The organism is Bacillus marinisedimentorum, assembly GCF_001644195.2.
Classification (GTDB): Bacteria; Bacillota; Bacilli; order Bacillales; family Bacillaceae_O; genus Bacillus_BL; species Bacillus_BL marinisedimentorum.
Genome location: NZ_LWBL02000026.1, coordinates 67645 through 89829, shown reverse-complemented (window position 1 = coordinate 89829; position 22185 = coordinate 67645). Strand labels below are relative to the sequence as shown.

The following is a 22185-nucleotide window of genomic DNA, read 5'->3' as shown; positions in this document are numbered from 1 at the left end:
CCCTCTGTGAGTCGGTTTTTCCTCGCGGAGGGGAGCAGCTGGTCCGCATCCCAATACGATGCCAGACCAGTACAGCCTAAATACCCCGGGCATTGAAATTTGCACGTTCTTCCACCATTTCAAGCAGGCCGACGGCCAAAACCGAGCTGTTACTCATATACAGGATCACTCAGATCCATTTTGGCCCGGTAACCTGCCGGATTTGTCTCATTTTATAAAAAACGATTACTTTTCTTTGTATTTCACGCCAGATGACTGTTCATTCCCGCCATATCCCCGGCTTTTCACGCCGTATGCGAACAACCGCAATCAGGGGGATGCACTTTCGCGCGGAATCCCGTTTCTTTCACGCCAAACTTTCACTGTTTCACGCGTAATCTCCCATATTTCATGCCGTAGAGTCCAACTTTCACGCCGAAGCGGCTGTTTCGCGCCGTTCAGCCCGGCTTTCACGCCGGAACCCCTTTTTTCATGTATGGCGACAGACCCTACCTCATAGCTGGACATTGATCTTATGCTTTCTTACCTATTAAAAAAACCGGTCCATCCGTTTTAGGGGATGGACCAGCCAGTTTGTAGTTAATATAATAAGATGATTGAAGCAATCTGTCGCCTAAGTAACTGTTACTGCCTCGACCAATAAACCTCATTCCAGCGAAGTTCATTGCGGATTGATTGTGGAGTCGTATCGTTATTGATGACGACAGCTTCAACGCCTGCCATTTCTGCCCAATCCGTTAATTGAGCAGTGTTTACAGCGTAAGAGAAGCTTGTATGGTGGGCCCCGCCTGCACGAATCCATGCTTCAGCTGATTCCCGCAAAGACGGTCTCGGTTTCCACAGCACACTCGCTACAGGAAGGTTTGGCATTTCATTTTCAGATTTAACAGCATCCACTTCATTAATCAATAACCTGAAGCGATTTCCCATATCAATGATCGATGCATTGACTGCAGCTCCTTCGCCAGCCGTGAATACCATTCTTGCAGGATCGTCTTTACCACCAATCCCTAATGGATGAACTTTAATTTTGGGCTTGTTGGCAGCAATTGATGGACACAATTCCAGCATATGCGCCCCAAGGACCATCTGATTACCCGGTTCAAAGTGATAAGTATAATCTTCCATAAAAGAGGTGCCTTTTCCGGCCCCCATTATTTTCATCATCCTGACAAGCGCTGCAGTTTTCCAGTCGCCTTCGCCTCCAAAGCCATAACCCTGGGCCATTAACCGCTGAACTGCAAGTCCGGGCAGCTGTTTCATGCCATGTAAATCTTCAAAAGTTGTAGTGAAGGCACTGAATCCGCCTTCTTGCAGGAATGCCTTCATTCCCAGTTCGATGCGCGCTTGCTCTCTGATGGAGTCTCTGACAGGTCCTTCAACTAAACCTTCCGAGACAATATCATACAACTCTTCATATTCCTTAACTAATTGATTTACATCATGGTCTGAGAAACTATTAATATATTTAACCAGGTCACCAACACCGTATCCGTTTATCGACCACCCAAACTTGATTTGCGCTTCAACCTTATCGCCTTCGGTTACAGCGACTTCCCTCATATTATCACCGAATCGGGCAACTTTCAGATTACGGCTTTCCATGAAAGAAACTGCAGTGCGCTGCCACTCGCTTATATCTGAAATAACTTCCCGATTCTGCCAGTGCCCGACCACAACCTTACGGGCAATTTTCATACGCGCCCCAATGAAACCATATTCCCTGTCGCCGTGGGCAGATTGATTCAAGTTCATAAAATCCATATCGATGCTATCCCACGGAATATCCCGATTAAACTGTGTATGTAAATGCAGTAATGGTTTTTTCAGTTCTGATAACCCTCTGATCCACATCTTTGCCGGAGAAAAAGTGTGCATCCATGTAATGACACCGGCACAGGATTCATCTGCATTTGCTTCAAGGCAAAGCCGTGTTATTGCGTCAGGTGTTGTTAGAACAGGTTTAAACTCAATCTTATAAGAAGTTTGGGACTGATCACTAAGGCCTCTGGTAATTTGTTTTGAATGTTCCTCTACTTCTTTCAGCGTTTCTTCTCCATATAAGTGCTGGCTTCCAGTGACAAACCAAAAAACGTACCGCTTTGTATCTAGCATCTCGCTCTCTCCTCTGCATTTTTCTCTTATTTTGTGAGAATCGGTAATGATGCTCGTTCTTTGAGTTCTTTTAAACGCTTCATCATATCATTTTCCCCTCTTCCGAAGTAATCGTGCAGGAGGGTATACTCTTTGTATAACTCATCATAAATTTGAACATGTTCAGGGTTAGGTTTGTAGGTTATTTCACGGATTCTAGCCATTTTTTCAGCCGCTTCAACAATAGAGGCGTAACCTCCGCGTTCTTTGCCGGCTGCGACAGCCCCAAACATCGCAGCACCTACTGCCGGTGTTTGCTTTGAGTCTGCAACTTTGATTTCACGATTTGTCACATCAGCGTATATCTGCATAAGAAGCCTGTTTTTTTGCGGCAAGCCCCCGCAAGCATATAATTCTTCCACCGGTACGCCATTTCCGTGAAACGCTTCAATAATTTTCCTGGTCCCGAAAGCTGTCGCTTCTATCAACGTTCGATAGATTTCCTCAGGTTTCGTTTGGAGAGTGTAACCGACAATAAGTCCCATCAAATCCGTATCCACTAATACAGAACGGTTACCGTTCCACCAATCAAGTGCGATAAGTCCTGTTTCTCCAGGATTGTAGGAAGCAGCTTTCCCCTCAAGCCATTGATGGACATTTATGCCTTCCTTATCAGCTTCCTCTTTCACATAACCAGGAACACCTTTTTCTACAAACCACTGAAATATATCACCGACAGCAGACTGTCCTGCTTCATATCCGAAATAACCAGGAATAATGCCGTCTTCCACCACACCAGCCATACCTTCAACCTGGCTTTCTTTGGTACCCAGCACCATATGGCATATGGAAGTTCCCATTGTCATCACCATTTTGCCCGGCTCCACAACCCCTGTAGCTGGTACTGAGGCATGTGCATCCACATTCCCTACAGCAATGGCCATACCTGGCTTTAATCCCATCAGTTCTGCCATCTCTCCGGTTAATTCACCGGCTTTTGTTCCAAGAGGAACGATTTCTCCGCGCAATTTGGTCTCCGTTAAGTCCTCCAACCTTGGATCGAGACTTTTAAAAAAGTCTTTGCTTGGATAACCGTCTTTTTTGTGCCAAATTGACTTATAGCCTGCGGTACAGCTATTTCGGAGTATTGAGCCCGTCATCTTTGATACGACCCAGTCTGTCGCTTCAAGAAAGCGGTCGGTACGATTATAGATTTCTGGAGCTTCATTTAATATTTGCCAAACCTTAGCAATCATCCACTCCGATGATATCTTTCCGCCATATCTCGGTAAAAACTTTTCTTCCCTTTTCTCTGCTGTTTCATTAATGAGATTAGCTTCATCCTGAGCAGCATGATGTTTCCACAGTTTCACCCAGGTATGAGGATTGTCCGATAAGGCATCATTGAAACATAACGGTTCCCCCGCTTCATCTACCGGCAGCATCGTACAAGCTGTAAAGTCAATTCCAAGGCCGATGACATCCTCCGAATCAATGCCGGATTGCCGCATTATTGCCGGAACAGACTGTTTCAAAACTTCTATATAATCTTCCGGATGCTGAAGCGCCCAATCATGGCCAAGCTCAACACCGGATCCGGGCAGTTTTTCATCAATGACATAGTGCGGATAAGGTGTTACATGATCCGCAATTTCTTGTCCATCTGACAGCCTTACAAGGACAGCTCGTCCGGATTGGGTTCCGTAATCGATTCCGATTGCATATTTTTCATTCATTTTTCCAGACCTCCTTATCTTGTTTGTCCATAGTAAGCATTCTTTCCGTGTTTTCTTAGAAAATGGCGATCTAACAAGACCTGGTCCATTGCCTGGATATCCGGATTCAATCCATAGGTCCGATATGCCATTTTAGCGGTTTCTTCCAGTACAACTGCATTATATACGGCCTCATTTGCATTTTTCCCCCATACAAACGGAGCATGTGAATAGACAAGGACTCCCGGAATTTGCATGGGATCTATCCCTCTCTTTGAAATCGTTTCTACTATTACATTTCCTGTCTCAAGTTCATAATCACCGTTTATTTCAGCCTCAGACAACTTCCTCGTACATGGGATTTTTCCGTAAAAATAATCGGCATGCGTGGTCCCTAAAGCAGGAATATCACGCCCCGCTTGCGCCCAGCTTGTTGCCCAGGATGAATGGGTATGGACAATCCCGCCCAGTTGCGGGAAAGACTTATACAGAGCAAGGTGGGTAGGGGTATCAGATGACGGTTTCATCTCCCCTTCAACAATATTGCCGTCAAGGTCAACAACAACAAGATCTTTCATCTCCATCTCTTCATAGGCAACACCACTCGGCTTGATGACTACGAGACCTGTATCGCGGTCTATTCCGCTGACATTCCCCCATGTGAACGTCACCAGTCCATGCTTTGGAAGGTCCAAGTTGGCTTTCAGTACATCTTCTTTTAAACGTGACAACATGTGGATCCACCCCTTTCCAGATCAGTAATGAAAATATGTTTATACTGCCTTCTTCCACCGTAATAAGCTCTGTTTGTAGGCTAACAAGCACAAGCTTCCAATCATGGCGCTAACTCCTATTATCTGATATAGGGTATCTGCTCCTGCCCTCTCAAAAATCATTCCTCCGAACATAGCTGAGATAATACCTGACACATTGAAAAAGACCGCTATTAAAAGCAGGTGGCCTGTTCCAAGCAGGTGCCGGGGCAAGATCTTTGTTACATACTGGAACGAAGCCATATAAAACAGGCCAAACGTTACGCCGTGCAAAGGCTGCAAAAAGAGGATCATGACCGGATTGACTACAAAGGACATAAGGGCAAACCGAACCGAATAAAACAACCCTGCAACTGTAAGAAAGGTAAGCTCGTGATATTTACGGAACCATAATCCGCTTGTTGCAAATACCAGGGCTTCTGCCGCTACTGCAATGAACCATGCCCATCCAATCAGCATTTCTGTACCGCCAAGACTTTCAATATAAAGTCCCATAAATGAATCATTGGTTCGATGAGCAACTGTTATAAAGACAATGAGCAAAAGAAAAATGGAAAGCTCGGGTTTTTTCAGCAGTCTGGAAGCTTCATAAAAAGTCACTGGTACAGATGAAACCGTGACATCCCTGACCAGCAAAACTGTTAACAGTGCACCTGATGCAAGAATAAAATACGGGTACATGAGATTCTCTATCCCGATTTTCTCCAAAACAAGTCCTCCGGCAAGTGATGTTACTGCAAATCCAATTGAACCCCACATTCGGATACTTCCGAATGGAACACCTGAAAGACTCGCTGCCCGGTGGCTTAAACTGTCTGCCAGCGGTCCGATTGGACCCATAAACATGTAAAAAACTGCTATCATAATCAATACCGGAAAAAAAGATTCCATTTTAAATAAAATGGTACTGCTGATAAGGACACCAATCAGGCAAATTAGCAAGATAACTTTGACCGTTTTATACTTATCACTCAAGTACCCGGACATCGGCTGAACAAGCAGTGCTGCGAAAGGGCCTACAGAAAGGACTGTTCCGATTTCTGAAACACTAAGTCCTTTGTCCCTGAAATAAAGCGGTAGAAAGCTGATAATGAGAGTACCCGTTGAATTAAAAAAGTATAAAAACGCCTTTAACGAAAAAACAGATTTGTTATTTGCCAAATAGAGGACTCCTTTTGGGTGAAACCAGCCAATCTTTTATTCTGGGGAATCTTTGATCAAGCCGTCTTTACCCAAAACTCATTTCATTAATGCTCAAGAATACCTTCAATTTCTTGAATAACATTTTCACTCAAGGTTATACCGGAAGCCCCTGCATTTTCTTCTATTTGATGTATTTTCGTCGCCCCAACAATAGCGCTCGCTACATTTGGATTCCTAAGAATCCATGCGATTGCCAGTTGTGAAAGACTGATATCCATTTGGTCCGCTATTCCTTTTAAGTTTTCCACCTTTTTCAACGTCTGTTGTGTAAGAAGCTCGTCCATAAACATGTTTGCTGACTCATCTCTTGCCCTGCTTCCTGATGGAAAGTCCTCTCCTAACTTATATTTGCCGGTCAATACACCCTGGGCAAGCGGAGAAAAAACAACTTGTGAAATGCCCTTTCTTTCCCCCAGGGGGATAATTTCATTTTCGATATGACGATGGAACATATTATATTGAGGCTGATTGACTACAATTTTATCCAGCAGGTATTGGTCAGCGACACCTAGAGCTTCCGTCATTTGGGCTGCTGTCCATTCACTTACGCCAACATACAGGACTTTGCCTTGCCTGACCATATCATCTATTGTCCGCAACGTTTCTTCTATAGGGGTTTCAGGATCAAAACGATGGCAATAGTAGATATCAACGTAATCCTGCTGCAGCCTGTCCAGGCTGGCATGGAGCTGTTCAAATATATGTTTTCTGGAAAGCCCTTTATTGTTCGGTTCATTACCCATAGGGAAGAAAACCTTGGTAGCCAGCACATAAGAACTGCGGGGAAACTTTCCGAGCGCCTCCCCGACTGCTTTTTCAGCTTCTCCACTCTCATAAACGTTTGCCGTATCGAAATAGTTGACTCCTAAACCATAAGCCCTATCTATGATTCTCCTGGTTTGACTTTTATCAACCGAATTCCCAAAAGTTAACCAGCTGCCCAGCGCGATTTCACTTACCTTCAGACCTGTATTGCCCAGTTTCCGATACTGCATATGACCACCTCTTCTTTTTATTGCGAGCCGCTGCACTTATGCATTATGCTCTATCGATTTAAACCAGGGCATCTATTTTTCGTTCCACTTTTTTGAATACCTTATTGGCAAACCACACCAGAGTAAAAGCCACTATACTTGGGATGAAAAACGAAAAGATACCCGGAAAAAGATAAGTCGCATATGTAATCACCAATATGCTCCCAATCATACCCAGTGTTTCAACAGGACTTGATACAGCGATTAAAAAAGAATTCTTAAAATAATCTCTGATGTTCAGGTCATAATGGACAAACAGAGGGAAAATATATATCAAAACAATAAAGTAAATAAAAATAAAGAAGATTAACATATATGAAAGTAACTGAAAGATCAGCTGTTCAGATGACTGGAAAAACTTATAGTCCATATAAAGCACAAGCCCCATTATGGATAGAGCCAATCCAAGAATGTTCGAGCTTTTGAATTCTTTCTTATATAACATCCAAAACGTACGAATTAAAGGGGCATCCCGCTCTCCTATCACCCATTTTCTTGCAAGACCGAACAATGCGGCAGTGGCAGGCATTATTCCGAAAATGAAAAAACCCAGGATGGTAAAAACAGCCCATAGCACCGTTGCTATGCCAAACCTCATAATCCATTCTGAAGAAACATACAGAAAACCTGAAAAACCGTTTTTAATCATGTGTTCAACCCCAAATCCCTGTTTACATAGAATCAGGTAAACTGAATAATTCTATTATTTGCCGGCAAAACATTTACCTGGAACTTAAATCTGCATTTTCTACCCAGATTGTTTCAGGAGATTGCTCAGAATTGTAATCTTCCGTAAGCAATATCCTAGAACACTTCCGAAAACCTTTTCAATCGAACATATCCCAGACAGACATATTATCTTTTATGAAAGACACTGACACCAAAAGGTTCCAAATCAAAGACACCATTAACCGCTTCACCGCTAAGTAAGTTAATAAACGGCTCTTTCAATTCGATTTCCTGGACTCTGTCACTATAATTCAGGAGGAAATAATACTTGCTGCCATCTGTATTTTCACGAACAGACAGTTCCATCTCCTGCGGTAAAGCCATGCTTCCGTCAACAACCGAATGAATATCAGCATGACTCAGAATCATACCTGCAAGTTCTTCTGTGAAAGTTCCTCCGAAGTAGTATACAGATCCATTTCCAACTTTATTTTTTACGAGGGCAGGTTTACCGTCATAATAACTTCCTTCATACCTGGCGAGTACTTCTATACCCTTTGCCTGGACTTTTAAGATTTCAAAGAAACTCTCATTCTTAAATTCTCTTTGATTCCAGCGGAATGCCGGCCCTTCCTGGGTATGGGCAACTAACGAAAACTCTTCTACAGTAGCACCGGCAAGTTCACTGGCTTCTCCCGGAAACGGTTTCATGTAACATTGTCCTGAAGTATCCTTGTATCCTGTTCTGGAACCAAACACGAGAGTCCCGCCTTGCTTAACATATTCCGTTAATAGATCTGCAGTTTCTTTAGATAAAATGGCAGGATGCGGGTAAATTAAAATTTTGTATTTTTTTATCTGGTCTACAGTTGAATCTTCAAAAAGGTATTGTACATCAACCGGTATATGTTTATATTGGAAAGCTTTGAACCACTCCAGATTGCTTTTGGCTGATAATGGGCCATGCCACAGGTCCATCTCTCCATCCCATTCATTGTCGTAATCCCGCAGAATTGCAGCTTCTGCCTGATATTCTGATCCTTTGATTTTGTTTCCGATACGGCTTAGTTCTTCACCGATTTGCCGTGCTTCTGATACGCGCCTGTTAGGCTGATTATGATAATCGTTAATGCCATGCCAGTAGATTTCAGTGCCTTTTGTTGCCGTTCTCCACCTGAAATACAAAAGCATGTCTGCGCCATGTGCAATCGACTGGTATGTCCACAATCTCATCTGTCCCGGTTTCGGTGACGGCTGTTCCATTCTATTAACCCAGCCGCCAGGACCTGATTGTTGTTCAAACACAGCGAAACTTGGGGAAATACTTCTTACATTGCTTAAATTCCAGCTCCATTTTCGGTCCAATAACGGTTTTTCACCCGTATCAGGATAAATCGTACTGAAGTTCGGATAGGAATCATATGCAAAAAAATCCAATAGGTCTTCTGTCATTTTATGGTTGTTCAAATGGCCGAACATTCCATTGGTTGTGACCCATTGATGAGGCGCTAACTCCCTTATAATGTTATTTTGCAGCTTCGCATAGGAAATGGCACTGTCTGAAAAGAAGCGTTTTTCATCAAGAGAATGATGCGGATTCGGCGAATCTGAAATGGTTGGGCCAGTAAGCTTAATCTGTTCCCAGTCGGTATATGTCTGATTCCAGAATACCGTGCCCCATGCCTCATTCAATTTATCAAGTGTTTCATACTTCTCCTTAGCCCAAATGCGAAATGCATGGTGATCGGCTTCAGAATAAAAAACATTTGTCTCGCAGTTCAGTTCGTTATCAATCTGCCAGCCAATGACAGCCGGGTGATTTTTATAATGACTTGCCATTTCTCTAACAATTCTTTCTGTGAATTTCTTATAAACTTCAGAGTTATAATTGTAGTGTCTCCGCTGCCCATGTTGATATTGCACACCCTGCTGCGACACATTCAATACTTCCGGATGCTTATGTGTCAACCAAGCAGGGGGGGTGGCTGTTGGTGTTCCCAATACAACTTTGAGTCCATATTGATGAGCAAGATCGATCGCCCGGTCAAACAGTTCAAAATGAAATTCACCTTCAACAGGTTCAAAAACAGACCAGGCGAACTCCCCTATCCGTATGGTTGAAAAGCCCAACTCGATCATACGCTTGAAATCGTCAGCCCATAAATCTTCCGGCCAATGTTCAGGATAATAACATACACCTAACTGAAATTCCTTATTTTTCACAAACTTTGCCACACCTAACACCTCTTTACTTTTTTAGCCTTTTACAGCTCCCTGGGTTATACCGGCAATAAACTGTCTTTCAAAGATCAAAAAGATCACGAACAATGGAATTACGGATATGACTGAACCTGCCAAAATCCAGTGATAAGGCTGTCTCAATCCACCGGTGATTGAGTAGATAGCAACTGTGACTGTGTACATTTCAGGAGATTTCAATAAAATGAGCGGCCATAGGAAGTTGTTCCAGGAATTCATGAAAAAGATAATCCCCAGGCTTGCAAGACCCGGTTTAATAACTGGTAAAATGATTTTGGTGAAAATGCCAAACTCCCCTAATCCATCGATTCTTGCAGCATCAAGCAAATCGTTAGGCACAGATTGAATGAACTGTCTCATAAAGAATATCCCAAACGCATTGGCAATTCCCGGTATGATCAACCCCCAGTGCGTATCAATCCAATTCAGATTCTTAAACACTACATACAACGGAATCATGAGGACTTCCTGAGGAATCATCATAGAGCCGAAAAGAATAATAAATAAAATGTTTTTATATTTGAACTCATATTTGGCAAACGCAAAGCCGCCCAGCGCGCAAAAGAAAGCAGCAAGAACTGTGTAGACAACAGCGATGTATAGACTATTAAATATATTTTGAATAAAGGGGAACTTCTCAAATAATTCACTGAAGTTCTCCCATCGGAATGTTTCAGGGATAAGAGTAGGCGGATGAGAAAAGATTTCGCTCAATGGTTTCAACGAAGAACTGACCATCCATACAAAAGGGAGAAGCATTGTGACAGCAAATAAAACGAGCAAAACATACATTATTGTTTTAGGCAGTATCCTTCTATACATATTTTTTCTCCCCCCTTTACTCTTTTCCAAAGACTTTAATTTGAATTAATGAAGCGATAAAAATCAGGATAAAGAATATATACGCCATGCTTGACGCGTAACCGAACTTCAAATAATCGAAGCTTTGCTGGTATAAATACATAACAGGGGTGATTGTAGAGTTAACAGGGCCGCCTTGCGTCAAAACAAGCGGTTCAACGAAGAGCATAAATGTACCTACTGTAGACAATATGGCTGTAAATAAAATTACTGGTTTCATCATTGGAACAGTAATTGAAAAGAAACTTCTTATTTTCCCCGCGCCATCTACTGTAGCAGCTTCATAAAGTTCATTTGGAATGTTTTGCAGACCAGCCAGCATAATGATCATGTTGTATCCAACCCACCGCCAAATTATGAGTGAAGCGAGTGCAAATCGCGCTCCCCAAACCGTACCGAGCCAGTTGATTTCGGGGATGCCGATTGCCTGCAAAACCATATTCAACAACCCGTAATCCTTGTCATAAATCATCACAAATGTGAATCCAATTGCTACTAACGAAGTTATGTACGGTGTAATATAAATCGTTCGGAAAAGCCGTTGAAATTTTACAAGGCCTGTGTTCAACACCACCGCCAATACAAGTGCAAAAAATAACATAACAGGAACATACATAACAAAAAGAATCAGCGCATTCCAGAGAGACTGAACGAAAACATCATCTGAAAATAACGCTTTGTAGTTTTGAAACCCTACCCACCTCATCTCGCCGATTCCATTCCACTCTGTAAAGCTCATATAGAGTGAAAAAACGAGAGGATAAAGCATGAAAACGGCAAACAAAAGGTAGAAGGGTGAGACAAATACATATGGCGCCAAGTTTTTATTTAGTCTCATTTTATTGCCCCCCAGGCACAACATATCATTCAGCAGCTGCACCCTCTTGCAGTTAGTGCAGCTGCCTGTTTGAATCCGTGTTTAGTCGCGGCCAGTTTTCGTTTTGATTTTCTTCTCCAGGTTTTTCAGAGCCTCATCCACTGTTTGTTTTCCCATGCCAAGCTGGGATATTTCAACCATGGCAAGGTCATAAGCCTGGTCATAATCGTCTGTATAATTCACATACGGCACTTCACCAACCAGCTCGGTAAAGAGCTCACGATATGTTTGTCCACCGAAATAAGGGTCTTCTTCAGCAAAATACGGTTCATCATACGTACTTTCAAGTGAAGGGAATGCATCAGTTTCTTTAAAGATCGCCAACTGGCTGTCATCTCTTGTAAGCATGAACTCTACAAATGCCCAGGCAGCCTCTTTGTTTTCTGATTGCTTTGTGATTACCAGCGTTGAACCCCCATCATTAGAAGTGCGGTTTCCGCCTTCTTCCCATACTGGAAGAGGGACAACACCCCATTTTCCTTCTGCATCAGGAGCAATCCAACTCTTTAAGAAACCGCCTAGCCATACAGCATTTGGAGCTGTAGCAACATTTCCTTCAGCCATTCCTGCATACCATCCATCTGTCCAAGGTGTGGTTTCTTCTGTATAGCCTCCATCCCAAAGCTTCTGGAAATATTCAAGAATTCGTTTTGTCTTTTCGTTATTAACGATGACTTTTCCATTTTCATCGTAGTACCAGGTATTCTGCTGCTGCATCATCATTTCAAAAATCCGAGCGTAGTTATTCGACTTGGAAAGAGAAAGCATGTTTTTCCCGGTTTTTTCTTTAATGATTTCAGCTGTTTCCAAATATTTATCCCAGGTTGCAAGCTGCTTTGCAACTGAAGCCTCATCGGATGGTAATCCCGCCTCCTCGAAAACATCCCGGCGATAATAAATACCGGTCGGGCCGCTATCCCAAGGTACAGCATAAATTTTATCTTCATGCGTAGCATCCAGCAGCTTAAAGTCATTAAATCGATCTTTATAAGGTTCTATTCTTTCAGTAAGGTCTTCCAATTCACCCGTTACCACAAACTGAGCAAGGTTTTTATTTTCTATAGCAACCACGTCTGGCGCGCCCTGTCCAGAAGATAACCCTAATAGCAGGTTTTTGTAAGTTTCATCCGGCGGTGCGACCTTGAAGTTCACTTTCACATTCGGGTATTCTTTATTAAATTCCTCCAAAGGCGCTTTTAGAGACGTTTCAATGAATTCCCAGCCGCCTACCGTAATTTCTCCAGAAATCTCACCACTGTCTCCCTCGCTGCCATTGCCTGATGAAGTTGTATCTTCTGTGCCTGACGAACATCCTGCCACAAGAAGTGAAACAATCAGGAGCAGAGATACCATTAAGTGAAAGCGCTTAATTTTCTTCATATTGAACCCCCCATAATATTTTTATTTAAAGTCCTATGGACGATAAACCCTTTTTACGTACAACCAAGCATTTATATTTAGAAATAATCAACTTGTACGTATGAGTTGTGGCAGGGTAAAAAAATCCTGCCGTTACATTAATTAGGTGAAGGTAGAGGATTCGGTTTATCCACCGATTTCCTTTGAACCAATTCAGGCCTGTATTTGACTGATTTGACTTCTTCCCCTTTGCCTTCAATCATACTAACAATCAACTGAGCGGCAGCCCTTCCCATCTCACTTTTTGGATGCTTTACCGTCGTCAACTTAACCTCAGTTGTTTCAGAAAGCGAAGAATCGTCAAAACCGACGATTGAAATATCTTTAGGAATTTTGATCTGCCTATCCCTGAGCACGTTGATGATATGGATGGCAAGTTCATCATTATAAGGTACGATTCCAGTAGGTTTATCCTGAGCGTTTTCAAGAATCTCTATCAAATTTTCCCCTGGTTTAAAGTCTTTATTTTCGGTTTCATACGTAACAATTAAATCCGACTGTACCGGTAAGTTGAATTCTTTATGTGCATTGAAGAATCCTTTCATCCGTTCCAGACCTTGCTTATCATCCGTTTTAAATATTCCGATAATTCTTTTGTGACCCAATTCAATCAAATGCTTTGTTAATATGTAAGTGCCGTATTCATCATCCAATGTTACTGTTGGCGGGTCTATTCCTTCGTAAGAAGCATTGATCATGATAAATGGGAACTTGTTTTGAGACATATTGATATAGTAAGGCAAATTTTCATTATAGAAAGCGCTTTTGGTCGGCTCTATGATCAAGCCTGCCAGGTTGTGCTCCATCATGCTTTGTAAGCATTGCTGTTCTTTTTTCACATCATTATTTGTGCTTGCAATTACCAGTGAATACCCTTTGCTGGATAAATAAAGTTCAGCTCCGCGAATGATGGAGGGAAATATATAATCTGAAATATATGTAGTAATAATGCCGATCGTTTTTTTATCTTGTCTGCCTGTCCTATCGCTCCAATTTTTACAGAATGTTCCTACCCCATGTTCGCGGTAAAGGTAACCTTCATTCACCAATTCATCTATTGCTTTTCTTACCGTATGCCTGCTTACTTGATATTTGGTCATCATTTCATTTTCAGAGCCGATTTTTTGGCCGGGAAGGACGTCACCCCGTAAAAGGCTTTTCTTTATTTCTTCTTTTACAAAGTTATACTTTGTTTGATTAGCTTCCATGTCAACCATCCTTTACGACCTGTACGGTCAATCTATATTATTTAAGTAATTATAATCTGACACATCCGTACAAGTTATTTCCATTATAAACCTTAACAACATATTATTGAAAGCGTTTTTTTAAACTTTTTCCGTATTTTGTTTTCTTTTTCCTAAAATGATAATTATCTTCCAATTGATAGAAAAGTATCTACTAACGGATATAGATCTGCCAGGTCTTTATAAACTGACTCAAAAAAAGGCCGCATCCTGCTGATTTAAGATTGCGGCCAGTTTTTTGATCATATCCAATTTCTAATGCGTTACCCTATAAAACGAAATTTAATATACTCCCCGTATATGATCACGGATCTCACTTTGATAAAAATCACTTAAACGTTCCATATCAACATCACTGAACGCCGGAACCTCCAGCGCCCCAAGGTTATCCTCCACCTGCTTGACTGATTTGAAACCCGGGATGACCGTTGAAACGGAATCATGCTCGAAAATCCAGCGGAGAGCAGCCCTTGTCATGTTGCCGCGGTTCTCTCCGATCCAGCTCAGTTCACGGCTCAGCTCCACGCCTTTTTCGAATGGGAGCCCGGCAAACGTTTCACCCACATTGAATTGCTCCCCGTTCGCATTAAAGCGGCGGTGGTCATCCTCTTCGAAGCTTGTCGACTCCGTAAACTTGCCGGTGAGAAGGCCGCTCGCAAGCGGAACTCTTGCAATGATGCCCACACCTTTTTCTTTGGCCAGCGGGAACAATTCTTCAAGCGGCTTTTGGCGGAAAATATTAAAGATCACTTGCAGTGTTTTTACGCCTGGCACGTTATTGACAAGGTACAGCCCTTCCTCGACAGTTTCCACGCTGACACCGTAATTGCGGACTTTCCCTTCCTGCTGCAGTTTATCCAGCACTTCAAATACGCGGCCGTCTTTTAGAATATCAAAAGGCGGGCAATGAATCTGGTAAAGGTCGATCCGTTCCCGTTCCAAGCGCGTTAAACTGTTTTCCAGATAAGTCCTTACCGACTTTTCGGAATACGTCTCCGGATCATGGATATCACCGGCCCGGCAGAACTTTGTGGCGATATGAATCTCATCTTCCTTGCCTTTTGTCGCTTTGGCAAGCAGCTCCTCACTGTGTCCATCACCGTATACATCTGCAGTATCAAAGAAGTTCACGCCATTATCCATTGCGGTTTCCAGCGCTTTAAGCGCTTCCTGGTCATTTGTTTTCCCCCAGGCTCCGCCAATTGCCCATGTCCCAAAGCTCAACTCACTTACTTTCAGTCCTGTATTGCCAAGATCGCGATATCGCAATCCGGCTCACCTCCTTGTTTTATGTAGCGTGGTTCTTAATAGAATGATAACATGCATCAATCAGTTTCATATTTTCTAACGTCTCTTCCGCTGAATAAAAAGGTATGCCTTTTTCTCTGATTGTTTGTGAGAAATGCTCTACCTCTAAGCGGTATTGGTCGCCCTTTACTTTTTCTTCCCTGACTTTACCGCCTGCTTCAACAAGGATGATCCCCTCTCCATCATGTACATCCGGGCGGAAGGCTCTTGGAACTTTTATACTTCCTTTGGAACCGGCAATTTCATATTCATGGCGGAAATTCAATTCAAAACTGCAGTCAAACACACCCAACACGCCAGTTTCGAACGTGATGACTCCGGCTGCTGACGTATCAACTTCATACTTTAGATCAAAAGAAGCCCGGGCAGTGACATCCAAAACTCGCCCATTTCCAAATTTCCGGATTACATGAAGACAATAGGATCCGACATCATAGAGACTTCCTCCGCCTTTGGCAGGATACATGCGGATATTTTGATCAGGATTGTCAAGATAGAATGAGAAGCTTGCCTTAATCAATTTAACTTCTCCGATTTCACCTGAATCGATAATTTCCCGCACCCGTTCATGCTGTGGATGGAATTGATACATAAAGGCTTCCATGAAAATGACGTCATGCTCATGGCACACAGCCGCCATTTCCTGGACTTCTGAGGATGTAAGGCCCGCCGGCTTTTCGCAGAGCACATGTTTTCCATGCCGGGCGGCTTCTTCCACCCAGTTTTTGTGCAGGTGATTCGGAAGCGGAATATAAACCGCATCAATATCCGGGTCATTCAGCAGCTCTTCATAACGATCGTATGCCCGGTGAATGCCCAGTTCCTGCGCAGTATCTTTCGCTTTTCCGCTCAAACTGGAAATGGCGAGCACTTCCGTATGCTCGGCCTGCTGCATGGCCGGTATCAGCTTTGTCAGTGCAATATTTGCTGTACTTAAAACACCCCAGCGGATGGTTTGCATCGTACCCCTCCCATTTTAAAAACAGCACCCTGGCGAAACGTATAATCGATTCTTCTAAGGTGCTGTTTATGCATAATTAGTTCCTGAACGGCTTTAATGCATCATTTAATGGTTTTGTCTGCGTATAAACTTCCTGGTAAATCTTAAACAGTTTCTTATAAACAACTACCTTCTTTTTATCAGGTGAATAGATCTTCTGCACGTGAATAAATTCATCCGCGCATTCCTTCAAAGAATCGAACCACCCTGCCCCATATGCCGCGAGCATGGCCGCCCCCATGCCAGGACCCTGCTCACTCTTCAGCTTAACAATGTCGGCATCGAACATATCTGCCTGAAGCTGCAGCCATGTTTCACTTTTTGCACCGCCGCCGATTGATACGATCGTCTCAATGATTTTCCCATTATTGCGGAAAATTTCGAGTGACTCCGCCAGTGAAAAAGTGATTCCTTCCAATACCGCCCTTGTGAAATGCTTTTTTTCATGCGAAGCATCCATCCCGATGAAACTGCCGCGGATTGCTGCATCGGCATGCGGTGTCCGTTCACCCGCGATGTATGGTGTGAAAAGCAGGCCGTTGGCACCCGGCGGAACTTTCCCGGCTGCTTCCAGCAATTCATCATAGCTTTCCTCCGGAGCAAACTTGTCTTTGAACCAGGAAAGGCTGTAACCTGCAGCAAGCGTAACACCCATTGTGTAAAAGGCGTCTGCATCCCCATGGTTGAAGTAATGGACTTTGCCTCCAAAATCCTGATCACTCCTTGATTCATAGGAAAGTACGACCCCGGACGTTCCGGTGCTGCACATCGTTTCCCCTTCGGAAAGAACGCCAGAACCGATCGCACCGCAAGCATTATCGGCACCGCCGGCAAATATAGTTAATGAAGAGGGCAGCCCTGTTTCCTCAGCAAACTCAGGGGAAAGGCTGCCTATATTAGCATGTGAATCGACAAGCGGCGGACACATATCAGGGTTGATGCCGACTGCCTCACAAATCTCCCCGCTCCACTCTTTTTTACCGACATTAAGCAGTAATGTGCCTGCAGCATCAGAATACTCACTGTTGATTTTCCCTGTCATACGATAACGGAGATAATCCTTCGGCAGCAAAAACACTTCGGCCTCCGCCATTATTTCCGGTTCATGCTGATTAACCCATAACAATTTCGGGAGGGTGAACCCTTCGAGGGCGGGGTTTTTCGTAATGTCCAGCAGGCGGCGCTCGCCTACTTTCTTATAGATCTCATCACATTGCTCGGTCGTCCTCGTATCATTCCACAAGATTGCGTTCCGGAGCACGTTCCCTTCATTATCAAGAAGCACAAGTCCGTGCATCTGGCCGGAAAAACTGAGTCCTTCTATGCTTTCCGGGTTTCCATTGAAGTTATCGATAAGCTTGGAAAGCGCTTCTTTCGTTTTTTTCACCCATTCTTCCGGATCCTGCTCACTATATCCTGATTTTTCTTGAATCAACGGGTAGGACCTCGCCTCTTCCTGGACCACCTCACCCTGTTGATTTACAAGCATCGCCTTAACTGCACTCGTGCCGAGATCGACTCCGATTACGTATTTCATCAAATCACCTTCCTTTGCAGTCTGCAGATACGGAAAGTGCCGGGCATCATGACCCGGCACCCAGAAACGATTTTATATACTCAGAAGTACCTGGTTGATCCGCGATTTCAGATATTCCAGGCGGCCGGAAGAATTTTTGATTTCCTTAAGCTTAAGCGCATGTTCTTCAAGCTTCGCAAAATCCGCGTTTCCTTCTACGATATCACGGCCGATTCCTTCATTATAGCTGCTGTAGCGTTCAGCGATGAAGTCCTCAAGGACACGCTCATCAAGCATCTTCTGTGCAGCTTTCAGGCCGATCGCAAAACTGTCCATTCCAGCAATATGGGCATGGAACAAATCGTCCGCTTCGAAGGACCCGCGGCGCACCTTCGCATCAAAGTTCAGCCCGCCTTTTCCAAGCCCGCCATTTTGCAGGATTTCGTACATGGCAAGTGTTGTGGAATAAAGATCGGTAGGAAATTCGTCCGTATCCCAGCCAAGCAAGGTGTCACCCTGGTTCGCATCGACAGAACCGAGCATGCCGTTGATCCGCGCCACCCTGAGTTCATGTTCAAACGTATGGCCGGCAAGCGTTGCATGGTTCGCTTCAATGTTGAATTTGAAATGATTTTGCAGATCATACCTTTGTAAAAACGCCATTGCAGTGGCCACATCAAAATCATACTGGTGCTTCGTCGGCTCTTTCGGTTTTGGCTCAATCAGAAATTGGCCGTCGAATCCGATTTGCTTTGCATAGTCAACCGCCATATGGAAGAAACGCGCCATATTATCAACTTCAAGCCCCATATCCGTGTTGAGCAGGGTTTCATATCCTTCACGCCCGCCCCAGAATACATAGTTCTCAGCGCCAAGTTCTTTGGCGATCTCAAGGCCCTTTTTCACCTTCGCAGCTGAATAGGCAAACACATCGGCATTGTTTGACGTTGAAGCTCCATGGACAAATCTTGGATGAGAAAACATATTTGCCGTATTCCATAACAATTTCGTGTTACTCGTTTTCATATAATCCTTAATCATCGCAGTGATTTGATCAAGATTATCATTGCTTTCTTTCAATGTATCGCCTTCCGGAGCAATGTCTACATCATGGAAGCAGAAGAACGGCGCACCGAGTTTTTCAAAGAATTCGAATGCTGCTTCGACACGGGCTTTGGCAAGATCCATTCCGCTATAGTGATCCCACGGCCGCAGCATATTCCCCGCTCCGAACGGATCGGACCCATCCATCGTGAATGTATGCCAGTACGCAACACCAAAACGCAGGTGGTCTTTCATCTTCTTTCCGCCGATGATTTCATCCGGATTATAATGTTTGAAAGAGAACGGATTAGAGGATTGGGCTCCCTCGTAAGCGATGTGATTGATGTTTTCGAAATATGCCATTGTGCTTCCTCCTTCTTATGTTCGGAAAAGTAGAATCTATTAATCTTGCACTCTCTATTTTTTTATCCGCCATTACGCTGTCTTCTTGCTTGAAATGTCAATCCAGACCGCAATGATCAGAATGAGCCCTTTTACGATGAACTGCCAAAATGTTTCGATGTTCATCATGCTCATGCCGTTATCGATGCTCGCCATGATCAACGCGCCGATAATTGCTCCGACGATATTCCCTTTACCGCCCATCAAGCTGGTACCCCCGATTACACAGGCAGCGATTGCATCCAACTCATACATTTCACCGGCGCCGACTGTCGCCGCATTCAGCCTGCTTGTTAAAATGATTCCAGCAACACCCGCCAGTGCTCCCATCATGACAAATACATACAGCGTATTCTTTTTAATATTGATGCCGGATAATGCAGCCGCTTCCACATTTCCGCCAATTGCGTATATATATCTCCCGAATGCCGTTTTAACGGAAATGAAAATGAAGATTGCCGCCAAAACAAATACGATTAACAGCGGGATCGGAACACCGAAATACCGATTCAGCATGTATACAAGGCCAAGAATGAAAATGGAGTATACCGCCGCTTTTCCGAAAGCCATAAAGGCCGGCTGCACAGTCAGCCCCATGCTTTTTCTTTTCCGCCGGTTTTTGGCCGTCCACACAAACAGAAAAACAACGCTTACTGCTGCTAAAATGTAACCGATAACGTACGGCAAATAACTGTTTCCGATCAGCTTGAAACTGTCGCCCAGGGGTGCGATCGTCTTTCCCTGGCTGATTCCGACGAGAATCCCCCTGAATATGAGCATTCCGCCCAACGTGACGATGAAAGCGGGCACCGCACGGTATGCGACCCACCAACCCTGCCAGAGCCCGGCAATGCCGCCGACCACAATGGCAGCAAGCAGAACACCGATTGTGTTCCAGTCATACCATACTTGCAGAATCGCAGCGATACCGCCCGTCAGCCCGACAAGAGATCCGACTGATAAATCAATATGCCCTGAAACAATGACAAGTGTCATGCCGATAGCAAGCACAGAAATAACCGACATTTGCGTAAATAAGTTTGATAGATTCCTTGATGATAAAAATTCACCGCCAGTGAAAAATCCGAAAATAAGCGCGATCAATACCAGAGCAATGACAAGCGTGTATGCCTGAAGATCGAATTTCATTTTCAAGTTTTTGAATCCTGGCGGCCTTCCGGCTGTATTTTCAGATGGTGGTACCTGACTGTTCATGTTTCGTCCCTCCTGTAGCACGTTCCATAATTTTTTCTTGTGTAGCCTCACTCCTTACAAATTCACCCGTCATTTCTCCTTCACTCATCACCAGGATACGGTCAGACATTCCCATTACTTCCGGCAATTCAGAAGAAATCAAGACTACCCCCACCCCTTCACGGGCAAGTTCATTAATGATCTTATAAATCTCGTATTTTGCACCTACATCAATTCCTCTTGTCGGTTCATCTAGGATCAAAATCTTCGGATTGGCAAGCAGCCACTTGCTCAGTACGACCTTTTGCTGGTTTCCACCGCTAAGCTGGCCGACTTTCGCTTCAAGGCTCGGTGCTTTTAACTTCATTTTATTTGTAATCTCCGCCGCTTTTTGAACTTCAAGGTCAGCGTCAATCAACTTCATGTTCATGATGCTGTTTAAGGCTGCCAGTGTGGTGTTCTTCTGAATATCCATGCCAAGAACAAGCCCGTACCGTTTGCGGTCTTCGGAGACATAAGCCAGTCCTGCTTTGATGGCATCAGCCGGATGATGGATATTTGCCGGCTTTCCTTCTATCTTTACTGTTCCGCAGCTTTTACCCGGATAGCCGCCAAAAAGGCTGGTAAATAACTCGGTCCGTCCCGAACCCATCAAACCTGAAATCCCGAGGATTTCCCCTTTATGCAAGCTGAAATTGACATCCTTGATCACCGGGTTATGCCGGGCGTCAGCCACTGAATACTTTATGACTTCCATTACAACATCACCAATCTGGCGTTCTTCATAAGGAAATAACTCCGTCAACTCCCTGCCGACCATCTTGGTGATGATTTTGTCTTCTGTCAGTTCGCTGATTGGATCGGTACCTACAGTTTGGCCGTCCCGCAGCACAGTGACCTTGTCAGCCAATGACATGACTTCACTAAGCTTATGGGATATGTAGATGCATGTAACCCCTTTGGATTTCAAATCTGCTAATATGCTTTTCAGTTTCTCGACATCGCTCTCTGTCAAAGCGGCTGTCGGTTCGTCCAGGATTAAGATTTCTGTTTCTTTCGTCAACGCCTTGGCGATTTCAACCAGCTGCTGCTGGCCGACTGTGAGCTTCCCCACTTTCACTTGCGGATCGATATCGAGCCCTATATAATCCAGGGTTCTTTGCGCACCCATATATACTGCGTTCCAATCCACAATTTTTTTCCTCATCAGATCATGTCCGAGATACATATTTTCAGCAACACTCATTTCCTCAATCAGGGCCAACTCCTGATAGATGATGGAAATGCCCGCTGTTTGTGAGTCCTTGATGGAATCGAACGCCACTTTTTCGCCTTTTACGAAAATTTCACCTTCATATGTGCCGTTCGGATAAACACCACTCAGAACTTTCATCAATGTCGACTTGCCCGCTCCGTTTTCACCGCAAAGGGCATGGATTTCCCCCTTTTCAACAGTGAAGGTGACATTATCAAGGGCCTTTACACCAGGGAACCTTTTTGTAATCCCTTTCATTTGTAAAATTTCCGTCATGAAGCCTCACCTCCGATACAAAGAAAAGGGGAATGGAAT

At 43.9% G+C, this 22185-nt stretch carries 18 protein-coding genes; all 18 read right to left on the bottom strand.

Annotated features, from left to right (window positions below; all coding sequences use genetic code 11):
- Positions 1-309: 309 nt before the first annotated feature.
- The gene (locus tag A4U59_RS21715) at positions 310-507 is read right to left on the bottom strand and encodes a hypothetical protein (RefSeq protein ID WP_066172725.1); all 198 of its coding nucleotides are present in this window, start codon (positions 505-507) and stop codon (positions 310-312) included.
- Between the two features lie 117 nt (positions 508-624).
- Positions 625-2115, bottom strand: a complete 1491-nt coding sequence (gene araA / locus A4U59_RS07995) for an L-arabinose isomerase (protein ID WP_066172723.1) — start codon at positions 2113-2115, stop codon at positions 625-627.
- A 26-nt stretch (positions 2116-2141) separates the two neighbouring features.
- Positions 2142-3830 (bottom strand): ribulokinase, encoded by a 1689-nt coding sequence (locus A4U59_RS07990; RefSeq protein ID WP_066172721.1) that lies wholly within the window; start codon positions 3828-3830, stop codon positions 2142-2144.
- 14 nt (positions 3831-3844) lie between these two features.
- Positions 3845-4543 carry an L-ribulose-5-phosphate 4-epimerase gene (araD, locus tag A4U59_RS07985; RefSeq protein WP_066172720.1) on the bottom strand — a complete coding sequence of 233 codons (699 nt, stop codon included), beginning with the start codon at positions 4541-4543 and terminating at the stop codon, positions 3845-3847.
- Positions 4544-4582: 39 nt separating this feature from the next.
- Positions 4583-5743: an MFS transporter gene (locus tag A4U59_RS07980; protein ID WP_066172718.1), complete on the bottom strand. Its 1161-nt coding sequence runs from the start codon at positions 5741-5743 to the stop codon at positions 4583-4585.
- 86 nt (positions 5744-5829) lie between these two features.
- Entirely contained in the window at positions 5830-6780 is a 951-nt protein-coding gene (locus tag A4U59_RS07975; RefSeq protein ID WP_066172716.1) for an aldo/keto reductase family protein, read from the bottom strand.
- Positions 6781-6838: 58 nt separating this feature from the next.
- Positions 6839-7468, bottom strand: coding sequence for a YesL family protein (locus A4U59_RS07970; protein ID WP_066172714.1), 630 nt, complete (start codon positions 7466-7468; stop codon positions 6839-6841).
- Between the two features lie 206 nt (positions 7469-7674).
- Positions 7675-9723 carry a beta-galactosidase gene (locus tag A4U59_RS07965; RefSeq protein ID WP_066172712.1) on the bottom strand — a complete coding sequence of 683 codons (2049 nt, stop codon included), beginning with the start codon at positions 9721-9723 and terminating at the stop codon, positions 7675-7677.
- 21 nt (positions 9724-9744) lie between these two features.
- Positions 9745-10569, bottom strand: a complete 825-nt coding sequence (locus A4U59_RS07960) for a carbohydrate ABC transporter permease (protein WP_066172707.1) — start codon at positions 10567-10569, stop codon at positions 9745-9747.
- Positions 10570-10585: 16 nt separating this feature from the next.
- Entirely contained in the window at positions 10586-11446 is an 861-nt protein-coding gene (locus A4U59_RS07955) for a carbohydrate ABC transporter permease (RefSeq protein WP_066172703.1), read from the bottom strand.
- A gap of 81 nt (positions 11447-11527) precedes the next feature.
- Positions 11528-12865, bottom strand: coding sequence for an ABC transporter substrate-binding protein (locus tag A4U59_RS07950; RefSeq protein ID WP_066172701.1), 1338 nt, complete (start codon positions 12863-12865; stop codon positions 11528-11530).
- 137 nt (positions 12866-13002) lie between these two features.
- Entirely contained in the window at positions 13003-14112 is a 1110-nt protein-coding gene (locus tag A4U59_RS07945; protein ID WP_066172700.1) for a GntR family transcriptional regulator, read from the bottom strand.
- A 321-nt stretch (positions 14113-14433) separates the two neighbouring features.
- The gene (locus A4U59_RS07940; RefSeq protein WP_066172698.1) at positions 14434-15420 is read right to left on the bottom strand and encodes an aldo/keto reductase; all 987 of its coding nucleotides are present in this window, start codon (positions 15418-15420) and stop codon (positions 14434-14436) included.
- Positions 15421-15439: 19 nt separating this feature from the next.
- Positions 15440-16420 (bottom strand): Gfo/Idh/MocA family protein, encoded by a 981-nt coding sequence (locus A4U59_RS07935; RefSeq protein WP_066172694.1) that lies wholly within the window; start codon positions 16418-16420, stop codon positions 15440-15442.
- A 76-nt stretch (positions 16421-16496) separates the two neighbouring features.
- Positions 16497-17996 carry a xylulokinase gene (gene xylB, locus A4U59_RS07930; protein WP_066172692.1) on the bottom strand — a complete coding sequence of 500 codons (1500 nt, stop codon included), beginning with the start codon at positions 17994-17996 and terminating at the stop codon, positions 16497-16499.
- A gap of 72 nt (positions 17997-18068) precedes the next feature.
- Complete coding sequence (gene xylA, locus A4U59_RS07925) at positions 18069-19382, bottom strand: xylose isomerase (protein ID WP_066172690.1); 1314 nt, start codon at positions 19380-19382, stop codon at positions 18069-18071.
- 72 nt (positions 19383-19454) lie between these two features.
- Complete coding sequence (locus tag A4U59_RS07920; RefSeq protein ID WP_066172689.1) at positions 19455-20636, bottom strand: sugar ABC transporter permease; 1182 nt, start codon at positions 20634-20636, stop codon at positions 19455-19457.
- Positions 20611-22146, bottom strand: coding sequence for a xylose ABC transporter ATP-binding protein (locus tag A4U59_RS07915; protein WP_066172685.1), 1536 nt, complete (start codon positions 22144-22146; stop codon positions 20611-20613). The genes A4U59_RS07920 and A4U59_RS07915 overlap by 26 nt, the downstream gene beginning before the upstream one ends.
- Positions 22147-22185 lie beyond the last annotated feature (39 nt).